14 protein-coding genes are annotated in these 18,134 nt (G+C 48.4%); 12 read left to right on the plus strand and 2 right to left on the minus strand.

Going from position 1 to position 18,134, the window contains the following annotated elements; genetic code table 11:
• The first annotated feature begins 20 nt into the window (after window positions 1-20).
• The 7 genes from G8759_RS17540 (at window position 21) to G8759_RS17570 (ending at window position 9,176) form a co-directional block, all read left to right on the plus strand.
• Window positions 21-1,619, plus strand: a complete 1,599-nt coding sequence (locus G8759_RS17540) for a SusD/RagB family nutrient-binding outer membrane lipoprotein (protein ID WP_167210177.1) — start codon at window positions 21-23, stop codon at window positions 1,617-1,619.
• 52 nt (window positions 1,620-1,671) lie between these two features.
• Window positions 1,672-2,754 carry an alkaline phosphatase family protein gene (locus G8759_RS17545; RefSeq protein ID WP_167210179.1) on the plus strand — a complete coding sequence of 361 codons (1,083 nt, stop codon included), beginning with the start codon at window positions 1,672-1,674 and terminating at the stop codon, window positions 2,752-2,754.
• Window positions 2,755-2,779: 25 nt separating this feature from the next.
• The gene (locus tag G8759_RS17550; RefSeq protein WP_167210181.1) at window positions 2,780-3,700 is read left to right on the plus strand and encodes a metallophosphoesterase family protein; all 921 of its coding nucleotides are present in this window, start codon (window positions 2,780-2,782) and stop codon (window positions 3,698-3,700) included.
• A 57-nt stretch (window positions 3,701-3,757) separates the two neighbouring features.
• Window positions 3,758-4,279: an HD domain-containing protein gene (locus tag G8759_RS17555; protein ID WP_167219056.1), complete on the plus strand. Its 522-nt coding sequence runs from the start codon at window positions 3,758-3,760 to the stop codon at window positions 4,277-4,279.
• Window positions 4,280-4,479: 200 nt separating this feature from the next.
• Complete coding sequence (locus G8759_RS17560) at window positions 4,480-6,729, plus strand: TonB-dependent receptor (RefSeq protein WP_167210183.1); 2,250 nt, start codon at window positions 4,480-4,482, stop codon at window positions 6,727-6,729.
• 79 nt (window positions 6,730-6,808) lie between these two features.
• Complete coding sequence (locus G8759_RS17565; RefSeq protein WP_167210185.1) at window positions 6,809-8,083, plus strand: DUF5690 family protein; 1,275 nt, start codon at window positions 6,809-6,811, stop codon at window positions 8,081-8,083.
• A gap of 136 nt (window positions 8,084-8,219) precedes the next feature.
• Window positions 8,220-9,176: a phosphatase domain-containing protein gene (locus tag G8759_RS17570; RefSeq protein WP_167210187.1), complete on the plus strand. Its 957-nt coding sequence runs from the start codon at window positions 8,220-8,222 to the stop codon at window positions 9,174-9,176.
• A gap of 31 nt (window positions 9,177-9,207) precedes the next feature.
• On the opposite strand, the gene G8759_RS17575 is transcribed toward G8759_RS17570, so the two are convergent.
• The gene (locus tag G8759_RS17575; RefSeq protein WP_167210189.1) at window positions 9,208-10,707 is read right to left on the minus strand and encodes a capsule assembly Wzi family protein; all 1,500 of its coding nucleotides are present in this window, start codon (window positions 10,705-10,707) and stop codon (window positions 9,208-9,210) included.
• Window positions 10,708-11,199: 492 nt separating this feature from the next.
• Between G8759_RS17575 and nadE the strand changes: the two genes are divergently transcribed.
• Both nadE and G8759_RS17585 read left to right on the plus strand, forming a co-directional pair.
• Window positions 11,200-13,329, plus strand: a complete 2,130-nt coding sequence (gene nadE, locus G8759_RS17580) for an NAD(+) synthase (RefSeq protein WP_167210191.1) — start codon at window positions 11,200-11,202, stop codon at window positions 13,327-13,329.
• Between the two features lie 15 nt (window positions 13,330-13,344).
• Window positions 13,345-14,238, plus strand: a complete 894-nt coding sequence (locus tag G8759_RS17585) for a DMT family transporter (RefSeq protein WP_167210193.1) — start codon at window positions 13,345-13,347, stop codon at window positions 14,236-14,238.
• Window positions 14,239-14,306: 68 nt separating this feature from the next.
• Here G8759_RS17585 and G8759_RS17590 read toward each other — a convergent pair whose 3' ends face one another.
• A complete protein-coding gene (locus G8759_RS17590; protein ID WP_167210195.1) occupies window positions 14,307-15,290 on the minus strand; it encodes an OmpA family protein in 984 nt (327 codons plus the stop codon).
• A gap of 229 nt (window positions 15,291-15,519) precedes the next feature.
• Here G8759_RS17590 and G8759_RS17595 point away from each other — a divergent pair, with 229 nt between their 5' ends.
• The 3 genes from G8759_RS17595 (at window position 15,520) to G8759_RS17605 (ending at window position 18,090) form a co-directional block, all read left to right on the plus strand.
• Window positions 15,520-16,569: a hypothetical protein gene (locus G8759_RS17595; protein ID WP_167210197.1), complete on the plus strand. Its 1,050-nt coding sequence runs from the start codon at window positions 15,520-15,522 to the stop codon at window positions 16,567-16,569.
• A gap of 292 nt (window positions 16,570-16,861) precedes the next feature.
• Window positions 16,862-17,416, plus strand: coding sequence for a peroxiredoxin (locus G8759_RS17600; RefSeq protein WP_167210199.1), 555 nt, complete (start codon window positions 16,862-16,864; stop codon window positions 17,414-17,416).
• A gap of 86 nt (window positions 17,417-17,502) precedes the next feature.
• Complete coding sequence (locus G8759_RS17605) at window positions 17,503-18,090, plus strand: carboxymuconolactone decarboxylase family protein (RefSeq protein ID WP_167210202.1); 588 nt, start codon at window positions 17,503-17,505, stop codon at window positions 18,088-18,090.
• Window positions 18,091-18,134 lie beyond the last annotated feature (44 nt).

Below are 18,134 nucleotides of genomic sequence, written 5' to 3' on the forward strand. Positions count from 1 at the left end.
ATCACTGCCGACTAAAAATTATGAAACTTCATAAACACATTCTTTTCCCGCTTTTCATCCTTGGTCTGACACTGACCAGTTGCGAAAAGCCCTTTGGTGAACTCGAACAGGACCCGAACCGGCCTACCAGCGCACCGGCTTCGCTGGTTTTCAGTGGCGTTCTGAACGATATGTACAACAGCAACAGTAGCCCAACGGGTTATCATGGTGTGACCAATGGCGGGTGGGGCGATCAGCAACGCTGGAACCAGTTTTATGCGAGTAACTATAATTACTATGCCACGAACGATTATGCCTGGACATCGACAGATCTCTACTATACAACGTTGAAAAACGTTGTGAAAATGGAGCAGGAGGCTAAAAAAGCGGGTCTTCCCGATGTCAATCCCTATTCGGCACTGGGCAAGTTCTTCCGGGCGTTCTTTTTCGAGAACATGACCAAGCGGGTGGGTGACATCCCGGTGACGGAAGCGCTGCTGGGAGAAGCTAACCAAACGCCCAAATACAATACGCAGAAGGACACCTATGTGCAGATTCTCAAATGGCTTGACGATGCAAACACGGACCTGACGGCCCTGATCGCGAAAAGCGATAATAACCTTGCAGGCGATATTTACCTGTCAAATAGCCTCAGCAAGTGGCAGAAGGTGGTCAATACCTACAAACTGCGGGTGCTGGTTAGCCTGAGCAAGAAAGAAGCGGATACCGACCTGAATGTAAAAGCGCGGTTTGCGGATGTCGTCAATAACCCCACCAAATATCCGGTGTTGAGTTCGATGGACGATAATCTGCAATTTGTTTATAACAGCCAGTTCAATAAGTATCCCCGTAATCCGGATAATTTCGGCCAGAACGCTACTCGTGAGAATATGGCGGCTACGTATCTGGGTACGCTGACAACGCTGAAAGATCCCCGTACGTTTGTTGTCGCTGAACCCGCCACAGCTAAGGTTGCGGCAGGTGTCAAACCAACTGATTTTGCGGCATTCGTCGGTGCATCATCGGGCGAAGATCTGGCCGTTATGTCAACGAACGCCAATCAGGGTCTTTACTCGTTCCAGAATCGGAAGCATTATTACAGCACCTATACGGCTGAACCATACGTCATTATCGGCTATCCTGAGCTGCAATTTACCATTGCCGAAGGCATTAATCGTGGCTGGGCTACGGGAAGTGCTGAAGATTATTACAAAAAAGGCATTCAGGCGTCGTGGGGTTTCTATGGCTTGAAAGATGGTAGTAACGATGTATTTTTCTCGGCCGATGGGGGTTATAAAGTGTTCAACACCTATCAGGTTTTGGTTAGTTTTGCTGATTATTACGCTCAGCCAGCCGTAAAATATGCCGGTAATACAACCGCTGGCCTAACGCAGGTACTGACGCAGAAATACCTGGCGTTCTTCCAGCAGGCCGGTCTCGAAGCGTTCTATAACCAGCGTCGGACGGGGGTACCTACATTCCTGGTTGGACCCGGTACCGGAAACAGCACCCGAATCCCATTGCGCTGGCAGTATCCGTCTACGGAGCGATCGTATAATGCGGCCAATAATTCTGCGGCCATTACGAGTCAGTTTGGCGGTAATGATGATATAAATGCCGCTATGTGGATTTTAAAATAAAACCCTGACTGGCCCGTGCAATTAGAAGCACGGGCCTTTTTGCTTCTCATTAATGCGACTTACTCTTTGTTTACTAGTCTTGCTGTTCAGCAGCCCGGTAATTGCCCAGCCCGCTCAGAATATAGTGCTGGTTACCCTTGACGGTGTTCGCTGGCAGGAAATTTTTAATGGGGCCGATTCAACATTGTTGTTCGATCCGGTATACAGTCGCGATACTGCCACTGCAAAGAAGCAATTCTGGGCCGTTGCACCCACCGAGCGACGGAAAAAACTTACGCCATTTCTCTGGAATACCATCGGTCAGCAAGGGCAGTTGTATGGAAACCGGCAGTTGGGGAGCCGTGTGAATGTGTCGAATCCGCACTGGTTCAGTTATCCGGGCTACAACGAAATTCTGAGTGGATATGCCGATGACCGGATCAAATCGAACGACAAAATCGACAACCCGAACGAAACGGTACTGGAGTTTCTGAATAAACAGCCAGGCCTGACCGGAAAAGTGGCCGTGTTTTCATCGTGGGACGTTATTGAAGCAGCCGTTAATGAGAAACGAACGGGCATTTACGCCAGTTCGGCTAACGAGCCAACACAAGCTCATTCGGCAACAGATTCGTTGCTTCGTGACATAACAACGCTGTATCCCCGCGAATTTGGCGATGGCGTTCGTGCCGACTTCCTGACTTATTTTTCGGCCCGGCAGTACGTCAAGCAAAACCAGCCTCGGGTGCTTTTTTTATCGTTCGACGAGACCGACGATCTGGCTCATGCCGGGCAATACCTCGATCATCTGCGCATGGTTCAGTCGATCGATGGGTATCTTGCGGATTTATGGAAACTACTGCAAGGGATGCCGCAATATGCCGGAAAAACAGCAATGTTAGTAACGACAGATCATGGACGAGGGCATACACCAAAAGCCCGCTGGAAAGATCACGGTACCAAAACCGCCGATTCGTATCAGATCTGGATGGCAGCTATGGGAGCGGGTGTTGCCTCAACAGGTGAGCAGAAAAACGGCCCTGTTCTGTTTCAGAATCAGATCGCTGCCACATTGGCCCAACTGCTGGGCATGGAGTTTAAAAGCGATCATCCGGTCGGCAAACCGGTTGAGGGCATTATCAGTAAAAGCCGGTGATCAATTGAGAAATTTTACCAAAGACATGAATCGTCGAACAATCCTCAAAACAGCCAGTCTGCTGCCCATTGCGACCGCCGGGACTTCCCTGAAAGCAACTGCTGGTAAGGCCAGAAAGCGTTCTGTTCGTTTTGCCTATATCGGCGATACGCACATCATGCCAGAATCGAAGCCCATGCAGCAAATTGCCAAATGCCTGCACCATATTCAGAACCAGGCAGATAAGCCGGTCTTTCTAATGCACGGGGGCGACACAATTATGGATGCGTTGGTGCAGGACCGCGATCAGGTACAGAAACAATGGGATGTCTGGCATCAGGTCATAAAATCCGATAACGCATTGCCTATTGAACATTGCATCGGAAATCACGATGTGTGGGGATTTGAGAAGGCGAAAAGTGAGCCGCTTTATGGCAAGAAATGGGCCGTTGAGCAGATGAAGATTAGCAACCGTTATCGTTCGTTTGACCGGAACGGCTGGCATTTTATTGTGCTTGACAGTGTGCAGCCGAAATCCGATGGGAGCTGGTATACCGCTTTTCTGGATGCAGAACAACTCGACTGGCTAAAACAGGACTTAGCGAAAACCAACCCTAAAACGCCTATCTTAGTGCTATCGCATGTGCCAATTCTAACAAGTACGGTTTTTACATTCGACAGCGAACCTAAAAAAGACCCAACGGTTATTACGGGTGGGTTGATGCACACGGACTCGGCGGAATTAATAAAGCTTTTTTACCAGTATCCGAACATAAAGACTGCGCTGAGCGGCCACACACATTTGCTCGACCGGGTCGATTATAATGGCGTCGCTTATCTATGCAACGGAGCCGTGAGCGGTAACTGGTGGAAGACAGATACATTCCATGAAACCAAAGCCGGTTATGCGCTGATCGATTTGTACGACGATGGAAGTGTAGAGCGAACATACGTTCAGTATAGTTAAATGTAGCTGGAATGGTGAATGATTTATTTTTCAATTCATACATCATTCATGATTGATATGCAGGGACTAATTAACCTCTTCGCCCAAAGCGGTAATGATGCCTACTTTGGGGAACCCGTAACGCAGCTCGAACATGCGTTGCAATGTGCTCAGCTGGCTGAACTGGCCGGAGCGGACTCCGACACGATAAAAGCCGCCCTGTTGCATGATATTGGCCATCTATTGCCGGTCGAATCGGCTGAAGGGTATATGGATGGTTACGGAACGATTGACCACGAGCGGCTTGGCGCCGACTACCTGAGGCAGCTTGGCTACTCGGAGAAAGTAGCTCATTTGATTGAAAATCACGTTAATGCCAAGCGGTATCTGGTCTTCAAAAATCCGAAATATTTCGCTCGGCTGTCGGACGCCAGTCTGAAAACGCTGGAATTTCAGGGCGGGCCGATGTCGGAGGACGAAGCCGCTGCTTTTGAGACCAACCCATATTTCAAAGGTATTCTACAGCTTCGATCCTGGGACGAACAGGCTAAAATACCCGGTTTGCCTACACCAGGAATTGACTATTACCTGGCTATGTAGATGAGTTCGTTAGCGTTAGGAATACATTATAGAACCCATCGGCAGAACCAGAGTAGGATAATAAATGTCATATTATTGTATTATTTTGGTAAAATAGTGTAATTGTAAGTAGCTATTCTACCGTTAACTAGGTTTGATTTTATTTCGCTTATACTTGTATTTTATTTTTTATTTTTAATAAAATATAGAATATAAAGTATATGGAAAAACGTATATACGTTATTTTATTTTATTTAACGCTTGGTTTTTGTAATGCGCAAACCCTGACAGGTATTATTCGTGATGCCCGCACAAATCGAGTTCTGCCGGGTGTTACTGTGCAACTTTTACAGACTACCAAAGGGGCAATAACAAATAAACAAGGGTATTTTATTATCTACAATGTGCCCAGAGGAAGCTATTTGATGCGTCTTCGTTCAGTCGGTTATCAGCTGGCCGAAGAACCGATAACAATGGGTGCCCGTGCTGATGTAAACACGACCATTCGGTTGCAGGCAAGTGCCGTTCAACTTAATCAACAGACAGTTACAAGCATTCAGCGGGCAGAAACGCCAGATTTTAACCGGCCGGAGGTAACCACTGTCGTATCGAATCGGGATCTACGGCAGCAACCTCCACGGACAGTTTCGGAAGCCCTGTTTGGTTCAACGGGTGTCTGGATTCAGAAAACCGATCATGCAGGAGGAGCGCCGTTTATTAGAGGATTGACCGGCCAGCAAACGCTGTTACTGGTCGATGGGATTCGGCTCAATAATGCCATAACCCGCTCGGGGCCAAATCCGTACTTAAATACGATTGATCCGCAGAGCGTGGGCCAAATCGAAGTTGTTCGCAGCTCTGGTTCCGTTGCTTATGGGTCTGATGCGATTGGCGGGGTGGTCAATGTATTGACCAAAATCCCTCAGTTTTCCGATCAGCCCAGGTTTCAGGGGAGTTTGTTTGCGAAAGCAATGACCCAAGGTATGGATTATTCCAGTAGGGCTGAGTTAGGCTATGGAACGCGTTCCTTCGCCTTTCTGGGTGGATTTGCCTATCGATCATTTGGCGATCTGGTTGCCGGAAAGGGACTGGGCCGTGAAAGTCCAACGGGTTACAACCAGATTTCGGGCGATATAAAGGCTCTGTTTCGATTGTCGAATCGATACGTTGCAACGATTGCTTATCAACATGGTAAGCTGGATAACGTGCCTGTCTATCACCAGGTTCGCTCTGAAGACTATGCCTACTATCGGTTTAACCCGCAACGTAGGCAATTGGCCTATGCCCGCCTGGAAGGATTTTATAACCGACGGTTTCTGGGATCGGTGCAATTGACTGCCTCGTGGCAACGGCTGACGGAGGGGCGACAGAGTCAGATGAACGGTAGTTTTTCGGCGAACCAGGAACGCGATCAGACGACAACTACTGGCCTGACACTGCTGGCCAAAGCGAATCCCAATCGATTCTGGCAAATGCAGAGTGGACTAGAGTGGTACTACGATCGCGTACGAAGCAGTGGTGAAGCGGTAAATACACAGACCGGAGCCGTAACCACCAACCGTGGCTTATATCCAGATCGGGCTTCTATGAACAGCCTGGCCGCATTTTCGCTCCACACGCTGTCGTTTAACCGACTAACGTTAACGGGTGGTGGGCGTTACAATATGTTTTGGGTTCAAACGACCGAGCCTCCTCTGGGCAAAACCATCATTCGCCCGTCTACGCTGGTTGGAAATCTGGGAATTTCGTATGCCGTGATGCCAATGATACGGGTCGTAGCATCGATACAGTCTGCATTCCGAGTGCCCAACGTAAATGATCTGGGGGCTCGTGGAATGATTGATTATCGGTACGAAGGGATCAATAATACCCTTCAACCGGAGCGATCACTCAATAAAGAAATTGGTTTAAAGATCCGAACGGCGCGTTTTTCCGCAACGGTGCTGGTGTATAATAATCAATTAACCAATTTTATCAGCCTTGTTCAAACCGGGATGGATTCGGTTCAGGGCTACCCTGTCTATTTGAAGCAGAACATTGCCGAAGGAGTCACCCAGGGCATTGAAGCTGAGGTCGAGGGTGAAATCGCAACGAACTGGCTGGCTAATGCCGGAGTGACGTACACATACGGTCAGAATAGCAGCGCTAATGAGCCATTTCGTAGAATTCCTCCTCTCAATGGCCGGGTTCGTCTAACCTATCAGCCACAAACCAACTGGTGGGCAAGGGCTGAACTACTCTGGGCGGGTGCACAGACCCGGCTATCGCAGGCCGATCTGGACGATAATCGTATTGCCAAAGGGGGCACCCCAGCCTGGCAGGTAATTAATGTGAACGGTGGCTACCGGTGGCAAAAAATAACACTCAGTGCTGAATTTCAGAACCTTACCAATGAAGCCTACCGGACACATGGTTCGGGTATAGATGGTGTCGGGCGTAGTGCATGGGCATCGCTTTTAATTAGTTTATGAGTTTTTCAGTTGAAGTTCGTAGTTTAATGCCAGGAATCTACCTCTGGATGTTATCGAACATCGCCTACATCAACACTCAATGCGTTTTCTCCGAAATCCTACTGCATTTGTTCTTTTTGGGGCAACCGCTGCCTTCTGTTCCTACGCCTGCATGTATGCTTTCCGAAGGGGCATAACAGCAGTTACCTTCGAGGGTATGTTTTTTGCCGGAGTTAGCTATAAAATATGGCTCGTAACGGCGCAGGTGTTTGGTTATGCCGTATCGAAAGGAATTGGCGTGAAGGTGGTTTCTGAAATGTCTCCGGGGCGCCGGGCCATCAATATTCTCTTTTTTGTCTTAGTGGCTTTACTGGCTCTACTTGGTTTTGCGCTGGTTCCGGCTCCCTGGAATATTATTTTCCTCTTCCTCAATGGCTTACCGCTGGGCATGGTATATGGCACCATGATTGGTTTTCTGGAGGGGCGTCGGCAGACCGACGCGCTGGTAGCCGGTCTGACCGCTTCCTTTATTTTCGCATCAGGATTCGTGAAAACGGTCGCCCTGACGATCAAGGCAGATTGGGGCGTAACCGAATTCTGGTTACCGTTCGTAACGGGCATGCTCTTTGTTTTGCCCATGCTGGTTTCCATCTATGCACTCACCTTGCTACCCCCACCTACTGATGAAGACCGTGCGTTGCGTACGGAACGAAAACCGATGGATGCGGCCGAACGAAGGGCGTTTGTGCGGAACTTCAGGCCGGGATTGATCCTGCTGATTGCATCGTACGTATTGCTGTCTGCCTTCCGCGACTTCCGGGATAATTTTGGCCCGGAGATTCTGAAAGATGCCGGAGTGGACAATCCGGGTATTTTTGCCAAAACCGAAACACTGGTCGCCGTTGGTATACTGATTGTGATGGCCCTGCTTCAGCGTGTGACCGACAACTTCAGGGCGTTTGCTTTGCTAAACTGTTTGATGCTGGCGGGTGGAGCCATGGTCGGTCTGAGCACATACGCATACTCTACGGGCGTGCTGTCGGCTGGTAACTGGTTCCTTCTCACGGGGTTAGGTTTGTACATGGCCTACGTACCCTGCAATGGCCTTTACTTTGAGCGGCTGATCGCCAGCTTTCGATACGTCAGCACGGTCGGCTTTATCGTAACGCTGGCCGACTGGTACGGCTATCTGGGCAGTGTATGCGTGTTGTTGTATAAGAACTTTGGCCATGCCAGTATCAGTTACCGCGAGTTTTTCATCTACGGAGCATACATCATGGCCGTGTTGTATGTCATGCTGGTGATTGGCTCATTCATCTACTTCAAAGGTCGGTTTCAGAAAGAAGAAAAATTAGTCTCTATCTCCGGGGTATAAGCAATCTTAAGTGAGTATCGCAGATCAAAACCCGTACGGATTGTAGGGCTTAGAAGTCCAGCATTTGGAAAAATGCTGGACTTTTTATGTTCATATTCCATGCCTGTACATCTTTGGCAACGCATCCTATTAACGAATGAAACACGTTCTGATAGTGTCTGGCCTGAGCGGCAGTGGTAAAACGACATTTGCCCGGCGATTCTGCTCCGAAAATTCGAATTGGTTACGCGTTAACCGAGACGATCTACGGCGTGGACTACTCCCTGTATCCCTGGGCGATTACTGGGCAACCTGGCCAGATCAGGAAAAAAATCGCATCGAATTACTTGTCAATGAGCTACAGAAAACGGCTATTCTGGAAGGACTGGCGCAGGGCTGGCATGTATTGATCGACAACACAAACCTGAAACTAAGCTACCTGAATGCTTACCGACGATTGATCAGTAGTCGTTTTCCTGAAGTCGAAATTCGGTATGCACTGATTGAAACACCCATCGAAGAGTGCATTCGGCGTGATCAGAATCGGTCAGATTCGGTAGGGGAGGCCGTAATTCGTCGGCAGGCCGAACAACTTAAAGCGCTCAAAAAAAATTTCGAATTTCAAACGGAAGTGCTGACCCGAAAGCCGGTAGCTAAGAGGATTCAGGAAGGTCATTATACCAACCCGTCGTTGCCACGTTGTGTGCTGGTCGATATCGATGGTACAGTGGCCCTACGAGGAGATCGATCACCTTTCGACTGGCATCGCGTTGGGGTCGATACGCCCAATTGGCCCATTATCAGGTTGGTTCAGGCCCTGCGGTCGTCAGGAGATGTCATTGTATTCATTTCCGGCCGTGACGCTGTCTGTCGATCCGAAACAATAACCTGGCTAAATCAATATTTTGGCTGGGTGGAGTCTGATTACGAACTCTTTATGCGTCCAGAAAACAACCAGAAAAAAGACTCTATTCTTAAGTATGACTTATTCGAAAAGCACATTGCCGGACGGTATTCCGTTGAACTGGTTATTGATGATCGCCAGCAGGTTGTCGATATGTGGCGTCGAACGCTGGGGCTGACGTGTGTGCAGGTTGATTACGGCGATTTTTAGGAGCAGTAGGTTGCCAAAATCCCTATCGGCATCATTTTAACTTATGTAAAAGACTGATAGAACCGCCAATCGTTTCAGGATAAACCTGGCCCTGATCAAGCGCAAAGCTGGTCCGCAGCTGCGTCTTGCCTGATTTAAAAAGAGAAGTTTGGGCTGACAGCAGGAGCGATATCTGTTCCAAGCCCGAATTGAACGGGTTAGCGTAGGTGCCGTAATGCCGACTGTAAGCCAGCCGGGCTATCCACTGAAGTCGGTTTGTGAACCATCCTTCTGCGCCCAGGTAGCCCATTTGAACCCGATTGTCCGGGAAAAAAGCACCCGCAGTTTGAGTAAGTTCAGGTTTTAATTCGTCTTCGGGTGCAATGAACGGCGTACCGATTGATCGCCCTTTATACGACCAGCCCTGCCAATATTGCGAATGATTAAAATAATTATCGGCACCCTGGAACGTGGAGTTCGGAATCCAGAATGTAGGGCCACTCTGGTCCATCGTAGTCAGAAATTCGGCCACAAATCGACTGACTCTAAACCGTTTTTCCGCATTGCCGGGATGTCGTCGCCAACTGAAGCCGACCAATCCGTCGGGTAGATTTTGGAAAAGGAGCCCCGATACATCGTCAAATGGGTGCTGATAATAGATCAGCATTGTTTCGCGCTGGGTCGTTAGCTCAACCGCAAAATCGTGACCACCGACATGATTACCAATGCGGTAAGTACCGTCGAAATCGGTGTAGTCGGCGTTTTCGTAATCGCTGGGCCGATTGGCCAGAACAACATTGCCATAGTATTTAAACGAAGAAGGTAAATGGCCATCCACAGCCAGTGGTGTGCCACGCAGGTAGTCGGCCTGTCCGCCCCACTGAACCTGATGGTTCATGCCGATATGTACCTTAAGGGTTGATTTAGGCTTCCCAAATCGCAGGTAAATGTACTTCTGGTGCAGATACGAACCCCTGACATACGTATCGGCAAACCATCCATGCGCGTAACCAGCTTTAAGGGCAACGAAGCTTTTCAGAAATTTCAGGGGTACATAACCCAATGTGGCAATTTGCACTTTAGGAATTGGAATGGCATTGCCGGAGCCAATAATAAAGCCAGAGGACAGCAGCGAATCACCCAGGCCAATCAGCTCACGGCGACGTCCGGCATAGAACTCTACGGCTCCATAGTTGAGTTTAACATAAGCTTCGGGTAGTAAAAACTGATTGCTGTTGCCCACATTGGCGATTGGATTTACAGCAAATCCCCAATCCAATCGGTTCGCCCGATGCCGGGTCGTATCGATAGGCTTGTAGTCTTTCGACAGCCTAATCTGAAACGTAGCCAATGGCGTCTTTAACGGAACAACGCCGTATTGATTGGCTCGCAGCCAGAAGGGTGTAACCTGGTTCGTGGCGGCAAATCCGCCCGTTTCGAGTTGGATTTGTAGGGGTGAAGTAGTCGTTTGGGCAATCGATGGGAGGCTTTTCAATAACCAGACTAGAATCACCGAAGTGATGACGGTTGAGATTCGTGCCCATCTGGTCATGCTGAATTAAAATCGATCGTGTTAGTTGCAGAAATTGTTGTTCTATTGGTTCGTTATACGGCAACGATAACAAGGGCTTTCCGGAAACAATGAACGTATGTCATGTAACGGTAAATGTAGCAGATTCTTCGGATGATTGCATGGTACTGCAATACAGATTATAGTGTGAACTGGTTGCTTTTGTTTGGCTGAGCTCTTCACTTGTCCGTGCACCTATTAATAGGTGACTTGCTATGACAAAAAACGTTGAGTCTACTGATTTTGGAATTACCGTTAGAGTTGCCATCATAATCCTCTTTGCGGTTAGTATGGTAACTTCGAGGATTACGGATACTCGTGTGAAGGTTTACATTACTGGCTTATTTCAATTGAATCAGCGAGTCTGCAATCTATTTTTACTTCAACTTTGTTATCCTTGCATGATCATAATGTAGCATGGAGGATGGAGCTTAACCACTCTTTTACTCTTTAGCTCTTTCGCCAGTATAATACATGAAACTTCTGAAAGTAGCAGCCGGGGTGCTGAACCAGATACCCCTAGCCTGGGAACACAATAAACAGAATATCATTAACGCCATTGAAGAGGCTAAACGTCAGGAAGTTAGCCTGCTGTGCCTGACAGAACTCTGTATTTCAGGATACGGATGTGAGGATGCATTTTTTGCCCAGAACACCATCGATCAATCCGTTGCTTCATTGCTGGACATAGTCGAGTATACCAGCGATATTGCCGTTGCCGTTGGTTTGCCACTTCGCCACAACAACCGCACGTTTGATGTCGCCTGTCTGATTGCCAATAAGCGCATATTGGGGTTTGCGGCCAAGCAATACATGGCCAATAATGGTGTGCATTACGAAACGCGTTGGTTTCAGCCCTGGCCAGCCTACGTTCGCGATGAAATCAAAATCAGCAGTTCGTCGCATGGCGATTTTTCGTATCCATTTGGGGACATTGTTTTCGATTTATCGGGCATACGGATCGGATTTGAAATTTGTGAAGATGCATGGGTTGCCAACCGCCCTGGCCGTATCCTCTACGAACGGGGTGTCGATATTATTCTCAATCCGACAGCCAGCCATTTTGCCTTCCTCAAATCGCAGGTACGCGAACGGTTTGTGGTCGATGCATCGCGTGCGTTTGGCGTAAGCTATATCTACAGCAATATGCTGGGTAATGAAGCGGGCCGGATGATCTACGACGGCGACGCGATGGTTGCCTCGAATGGCGAATTGCTGGTTTCAGGGCCGCGCCTGAGTTACGAGGATTTCCTGATCGTTCCGGCAGTTGTCGATGTTGAAGCAACACGGTTGAATCAGACCCAGAACCGGGCAAATCTCTCATTGTCCTATCCCAATCTTCGTGTCTCGGAGCGGTTCGACTGGCCCGATATTGCGCCCGTTATTCAGAAAGCAGAACTGGAAGCCTGGGAGCGGGGCGGTTATCTCAAAGAAGAAGAGTTTGCACGGGCGGTGGCGCTTGGGCTCTTCGATTACCTGCGTAAGAGCCGTTCGCAGGGTTACGTGTTGTCATTGAGCGGTGGCGCCGATTCATCGGCCATTGCTGCAACGGTCTACCTCATGATTCGGATGGCCGTTCAGAATCTCGGTCTGGAAGGTGTCAAGAAAAAACTCAGTTACATAAAAGCGATTCAGGATTGCCATACGCCGGAAGAAATGGTAGGTAAATTACTGACGGTGATGTATCAGGGAACCGAAAATTCATCGGACGATACCTTTAATTCAGCAAAAGAACTTGCCGAAGATATTGGCGCAACGTTCATGAATATCAATATCAATGGATTGGTCGAGACATACCGTGGCCTGATCGAAGAGCAATTGGGGCGTAAATTATCGTGGGATACCGACGATCTGGCACTGCAAAATATTCAGGCGAGGGTGCGTGCTCCGGGTATCTGGATGATGGCGAATCTCAATAATGCGCTGCTGCTGAGTACGTCGAATCGGTCGGAAGCGGCCGTTGGATACGCTACTATGGATGGTGACACCGCAGGAAGTATCAGTCCAATTACGGGTATCGACAAGCATTTTCTGCGGGGCTGGCTGCGTTGGCTCGAAACCGTCGGTCTGAACATCAAAAATGAATCGACCCCGGCCGACCGCACGGGTTCTACCAACGATCCGACAACATCCGACCAGCTCATCAAGGTAAAAGGCTTACACGCCGTAAACAACCTGCAACCGACCGCCGAACTGCGCCCGTTAGACAAGAAGCAGACCGACGAAGACGATTTGATGCCATACGATGTGCTGAACTCGATTGAAGAGGCTGCTATTCGTGATAAACAGCCGCCGGTAGAGGTGTTAAAGCTCGTGGAAGTTCGTTACGCAGAGCGAGAGGGAAGTCCCGGTTATGACCGCGAACGATTGCTGGTTTGGGTCGAACGGTTTTTCAAACTCTGGAGCCGTAATCAATGGAAGCGTGAACGCTACGCACCGTCGTTTCACCTCGACGACCATAACCTCGATCCGCGTTCGTGGTGCCGTTTCCCGATTTTGTCGGGAGGTTTCGAGAAAGAGTTAGCCGAGATGCGCGATTTTGCCACTGATCGAAAGCCAGCCAGTCGTAAAGGCAATCCAGGCAGGGGTAAAATTGGGTTTTAGGTAAACAGGTAAATTTTGCGACAACTCATTCCCGGTCTTCTCTTTGCGGCTCTTTGGGCCTCGGCTTCGGCTGCGACAAAATTTGGTGTTCAATCGGTTCATCCGCTCATTCTAGCTAATGTTCGTTTTTTCGTAGCCGGTGGTGGGATGCTCCTGTTTGCCTATGGTATTCAGCATAGCGATACAGGTGCTCTAAAAAAAGCCTGGCCAACGGCTACCGAATGGCGGCAGTTAACCATTTTTGCCCTACTGAACACGACCCTTTACCTCGGCGCGTTCGTTCTGGCGATGAAACAGGTATCGGCAGGAATTGGTAGCTTATCGACAGCTACCAACCCGCTGTTTATTGCCTTACTTTCCGCTCTTTGGCTGCGCCGAATACCGCAGTGGAACGAAATCGGCGGGCTATTGCTGGGCCTTTTGGGTATCGGAATTGCCACCTATCCACTGCTGCTGAACAGCTATGCTACAGTCGACGGTTTGCTGATTTTATTAGGAGGGATGATTTCTGTTTCGGCTGCAACCGTCTATTATGCCCGAATTAAGTGGCGTTTGCCCAGTCTTGTCATCAACGGCTGGCAGGTACTTCTAGGAGGTTTGTTGCTGCTGCCGTTTACATGTTTGATGGCTGTCCTCGACCCAAACGAATTTAGTTCATCACACTATGACCTGCGATTCTGGGCGTCGGTTTTCTGGCTCATTTTACCCGTATCGGTTGCGGCCCTGCAATTATGGTTTTTCCTGGTGCGGCAAGACCCCATCCGGGCATCGCTTTGGCTGTTTCTCTGCCCGATCTTTGGTTTTATGTACTCCTATTTGCTTATGGGCGAACCGATCACGTTATACACCGTTGTGGGTACGGCGCTGGTAATTGGTGGGTTGTGGCTCGGACGGAAAAAAAATCAGTGAGCAGTAGACAGTCTTCAGTAGGCAGTGGAAAGCTGGCAAAGACCAGATCGTATATTGCCTAAGTCTGTCTACTGTTTCAGGACAATCATTTCTACCCGTCGGTTGAGCTTGCGGGTTGCTTCTGAGCTATTATTGGCAATCGGGCGTGTAGGTCCATAGCCACGTGTTGTGATGCGACTGGCTGAAATACCACTTTGTACCAGATAGGCTTTCACAACCTCCACCCGCTCTTTCGACAACTCAACATTTTTATCAAAATCACCCTGATTGTCTGTATGGCCAGCCAGTTCTATCTCGGCAGTAGGGTGCTGCTGCATAAACTGCAATACCTGTTCCAGCATCGGCTGGGCATCGGGGAGCAGATCAGACTTACTCTGTACAAATTGAAGGGCACGCAATTGAGTGGCTTTGCCTTTGGGCGCTACAACCAGTGGTGGCGTATAGGTAACCTTGGCATCAAGCGTTTTGGGGGGTGTAAGCCGCTCGGTTGGGGCTGGTACGCTGCTACCCGCCGAACGGTTACTGGTTACGGCCACGGTTGGGAGGGTAACCGGTGGAGTCGACGTGGTTGACGAAGTCGACGAAGCCGTTTGGGCCGGTTCAGTTCTGGCTGGCTTTGGGCTGGATGAAGCCGATACGACAGGGCTGGTGGTAGCTGCTACGGGCTTAGATCCAAGGCGATACAAGCTGATCAGTTTGGAAATTTTGTTCGTATAAGCCGAGGTAGGCGCTGATTCCTGATCATAGGGCTCATACCCATTGGCTACCACAGAAAGATGATAAGCCTCATTTTTGCTGAGAATGAGCCGGTATGTACCATCCTGACCCGTCCGCTGTTTATCGCTGAATGTACCCGACTGGTTTTTAACCGAGATCGTTGCCCCGGTAATGGGTTCGCGTGTGGCATCGTCAACAATTGTTCCTTCCATGGAAAGAGAAACTGGAGCCGTGGTTGTAACCGCCTGGGGTTTCGACTGCCCCCAACTCGAGATAAATGGGAAACTGCTGAAGCACAGGATACAGGCAAAAAATATTGAATAGGTTCGTTTCATTGTTAAGAAACAACGCGAAAAGAAAGCCCAAAAGTACGTTCAATCCGGTAAAAAACAACCTAATGCTTGGATCGGAATGGACTTGTTTCTGAGCTATTTTTGAGGGGTAAAAATTGTTATTTAACTATCTGAATTACAGTAAGTTATGTAATGAAAATAGTTGACGGAAAATGAACGTCAAACACACTATTTTCGTTAATAAAATATGACACAGATAACTAACGTGACGATGCATTCCCCGAACGCTCAGGCACCCCTTGCACCGAATTCAGCGGGCAATTTGCCGCTCGACGACAACTGGCGGAAGTCAATTCCGGCACAGGTGTTTCTGAACCATTTTTTTGCTATGGATTACCATATCCAGCACCAGAACGACCTTTTCGATGTATCGAAGTTTCCGATTTTTCAGCAATTCCACGGGTCTGTAACCGACGCCAGTTATAAAGCATTGGAGAAATTGTTGCTAAACAGCTGGAGTGCCGAATACGCTCTGCGTATAACGCCGGTTGTTAACGATGAACAATATCTGCAAAGCTCACTACACTGGACTTTTCCGCAAGCTTATTATAGCGCCCTGTTTAGTGCAAGGGCATTTCTGGCCGTACAGGGCGTCAATGTCAGTAATGAAGAGTTGATCCGTAAGCGGATCGGTAATATGGTCGTACGGGGCTATTATCCGGCTTCTATTGGCTATTACGCACTGGGTCCGATCAATAGCTACCGAATACAACGGCTGCCAATGGCCAAACGCTTCTCCGTAGCATCTAAAACGGATTTGTTGTTACCGTCACGCGAAGGATCAGTTCAGGCTGAATTGGCTCAGTTTCTTAAAACTACCCGCGATCAGCGTATTAAGGCACTCCGCAATGCGATTCAGACGAATCCGAAAACGGCACTTCGTAGCCCTAAAACAGGTGAAATTTTACAGAAATTTAGTGTCGAACAGTATAAGCAATTGGCAAAGCAGATCGGGTATACCACCTATTTCGACATGCTGAGCCGACTTCGTATTTCATCGACCAACCGGGAAATTGAACGGTTTGTCGATTCTGAGATCGATGTTAAGCTCTTTCATCAAAGTCTTGTGAATATTGTCGCGCACGTCAATGCCGTTCATGAGGCTTACATTGCCAAGGCGCTGGGGGTTGAGGCTTACCGACAGTTAGTGGCCAAGCTTCCTTCCTATCTCCAGGAGAGCTTTGTGCGGGAGCGAATGAATACCCTCATTGTGCCTATGCTTACCACCGATGAGGATTCGCAGTTGCAGATGGCAGCTTAACTCACGATAGATCCTGTAAAAGCCAGATTAGTGACTTCACTGATCTGGCTTTTTTATATATGAGTAAAATTATAAATTGTATATTCCTGCCTACTAGTATTATTCTTTAAAGATGACGAACCGTTTCATTGTGGCTAATATTTGGCTAATCATCTGAATGCCTTTTATTTACTCAAAAATGATGTTGTTCTATCTATCATCTATCGATAATAACAATATCGTTTCCAGAAGATCACTGCTTTAATTTGCATTTGAATAAGATTTGAACTGATATACAACCTGAATTAATTCTATGAAAAATCAAATTATTTCTGTCGGCTCGCAATTCCCGGATTTTAAAAAACTGGCTGTTGTTTCGCTCGATAAAGACAATGAGTTCTACGAAATTTCGTCGGACGATCACAAGAATGCGAATCAGTGGTTAGTGATGTTCTGGTGGCCAAAGGATTTTACCTTCGTATGCCCAACCGAAATCGCTGAATTCAACAAAAAGTTTGACGATTTCCAGGATCGCGATACGATGGTCATCGGTGCTTCGACCGATAGCGAATTCGTTCACCTGGCCTGGCGTAAAAACCACGACGATCTGCGTGGTCTGAAGTTCCCGATGCTGGCCGATACATCGAAATCACTGGCCGAAGAGCTGGGTATTCTGGAAGCCAATGAGAAGGTTGCGTATCGCGTTACGTACATCGTTGATCCACAGGGTATTGTTCGTTGGGTAAACGTTAATGATCTTTCTGTTGGTCGTAACGTCAACGAGGTAATCCGCGTGCTTGACGCCCTTCAAACGGACGAACTGTGCCCCTGCAACTGGCAGAAAGGCGAAGCTACGCTGACCGCTTAATTAATGATTGACTGACTGAATTGTTGACTGATTGAATTATGAATCTTTCCAATCATTCAGCCATTCAGTCAGTCGACAATTCAATCATGACAACTACACAAAACGAAACCGTTACGTCGTTGCTGGGTCTGGTCGGTCTCGAACCTACTGGCGAGCATCCTGTATTGGAGGCATTAGCCCAGACGGATCATCGCTACCTGCGCGATCTGAAAATCAACGTTGGTAATGTGCTGAATAGCACCCAGACGCTGACTAAAAAAGAAGCCCTGTTATTGGCTCTGTCGATCGCTGTTAACGAAAAATACCAGCCGCTGATCGACTCCCTGACAACGGTGGCTAAACAGGAGGGTGCTTCTGATGCCGAGGTTGCTGAAACAGTTGCCTGTACATCGCTATTGAGCACGAACAATGTATTTTATCGCTTCCGGCACTTTGTCAGCAAAGATTATTATCAGCAAACTCAACCCGGAATTCGGATGAGCATCATGATGAATCCGGTGCTGGGTAAGGAGTTTTTTGAGCTAATGAGTCTGGTGGTGTCGGCCGTCAATGGCTGCGAACTTTGCGTTCGGTCGCACGAAGAAAGTGTATTGAAACACGGTGCCAGCGAGCCGCGTGTTTTCGATGCGATCCGTTTAGCGGCTGTGATCAAAGGGTTGATCACCGTTTTGTAAGGATAATCATACGAGTCATAAACGCGTAAGGGGGATAAAAGAAC

Source organism: Spirosoma aureum, from assembly GCF_011604685.1.
Lineage (GTDB): Bacteria > Bacteroidota > Bacteroidia > Cytophagales > Spirosomataceae > Spirosoma > Spirosoma aureum.

Coding starts and splice junctions, on each gene's coding strand:
- G8759_RS17555 (WP_167219056.1), top strand. CDS start 3,758: ATGCAGGGACTAATTAACCTCTTCGCCCAAAGCGGTAATGATGCCTAC.
- nadE (WP_167210191.1), top strand. CDS start 11,200: ATGAAACTTCTGAAAGTAGCAGCCGGGGTGCTGAACCAGATACCCCTA.
- G8759_RS17590 (WP_167210195.1), bottom strand. CDS start 15,290: ATGAAACGAACCTATTCAATATTTTTTGCCTGTATCCTGTGCTTCAGC.
- G8759_RS17550 (WP_167210181.1), top strand. CDS start 2,780: ATGAATCGTCGAACAATCCTCAAAACAGCCAGTCTGCTGCCCATTGCG.
- G8759_RS17560 (WP_167210183.1), top strand. CDS start 4,480: ATGGAAAAACGTATATACGTTATTTTATTTTATTTAACGCTTGGTTTT.
- G8759_RS17545 (WP_167210179.1), top strand. CDS start 1,672: ATGCGACTTACTCTTTGTTTACTAGTCTTGCTGTTCAGCAGCCCGGTA.
- G8759_RS17600 (WP_167210199.1), top strand. CDS start 16,862: ATGAAAAATCAAATTATTTCTGTCGGCTCGCAATTCCCGGATTTTAAA.
- G8759_RS17595 (WP_167210197.1), top strand. CDS start 15,520: ATGCATTCCCCGAACGCTCAGGCACCCCTTGCACCGAATTCAGCGGGC.
- G8759_RS17570 (WP_167210187.1), top strand. CDS start 8,220: ATGAAACACGTTCTGATAGTGTCTGGCCTGAGCGGCAGTGGTAAAACG.
- G8759_RS17565 (WP_167210185.1), top strand. CDS start 6,809: ATGCGTTTTCTCCGAAATCCTACTGCATTTGTTCTTTTTGGGGCAACC.
- G8759_RS17605 (WP_167210202.1), top strand. CDS start 17,503: ATGACAACTACACAAAACGAAACCGTTACGTCGTTGCTGGGTCTGGTC.
- G8759_RS17575 (WP_167210189.1), bottom strand. CDS start 10,707: ATGACCAGATGGGCACGAATCTCAACCGTCATCACTTCGGTGATTCTA.
- G8759_RS17540 (WP_167210177.1), top strand. CDS start 21: ATGAAACTTCATAAACACATTCTTTTCCCGCTTTTCATCCTTGGTCTG.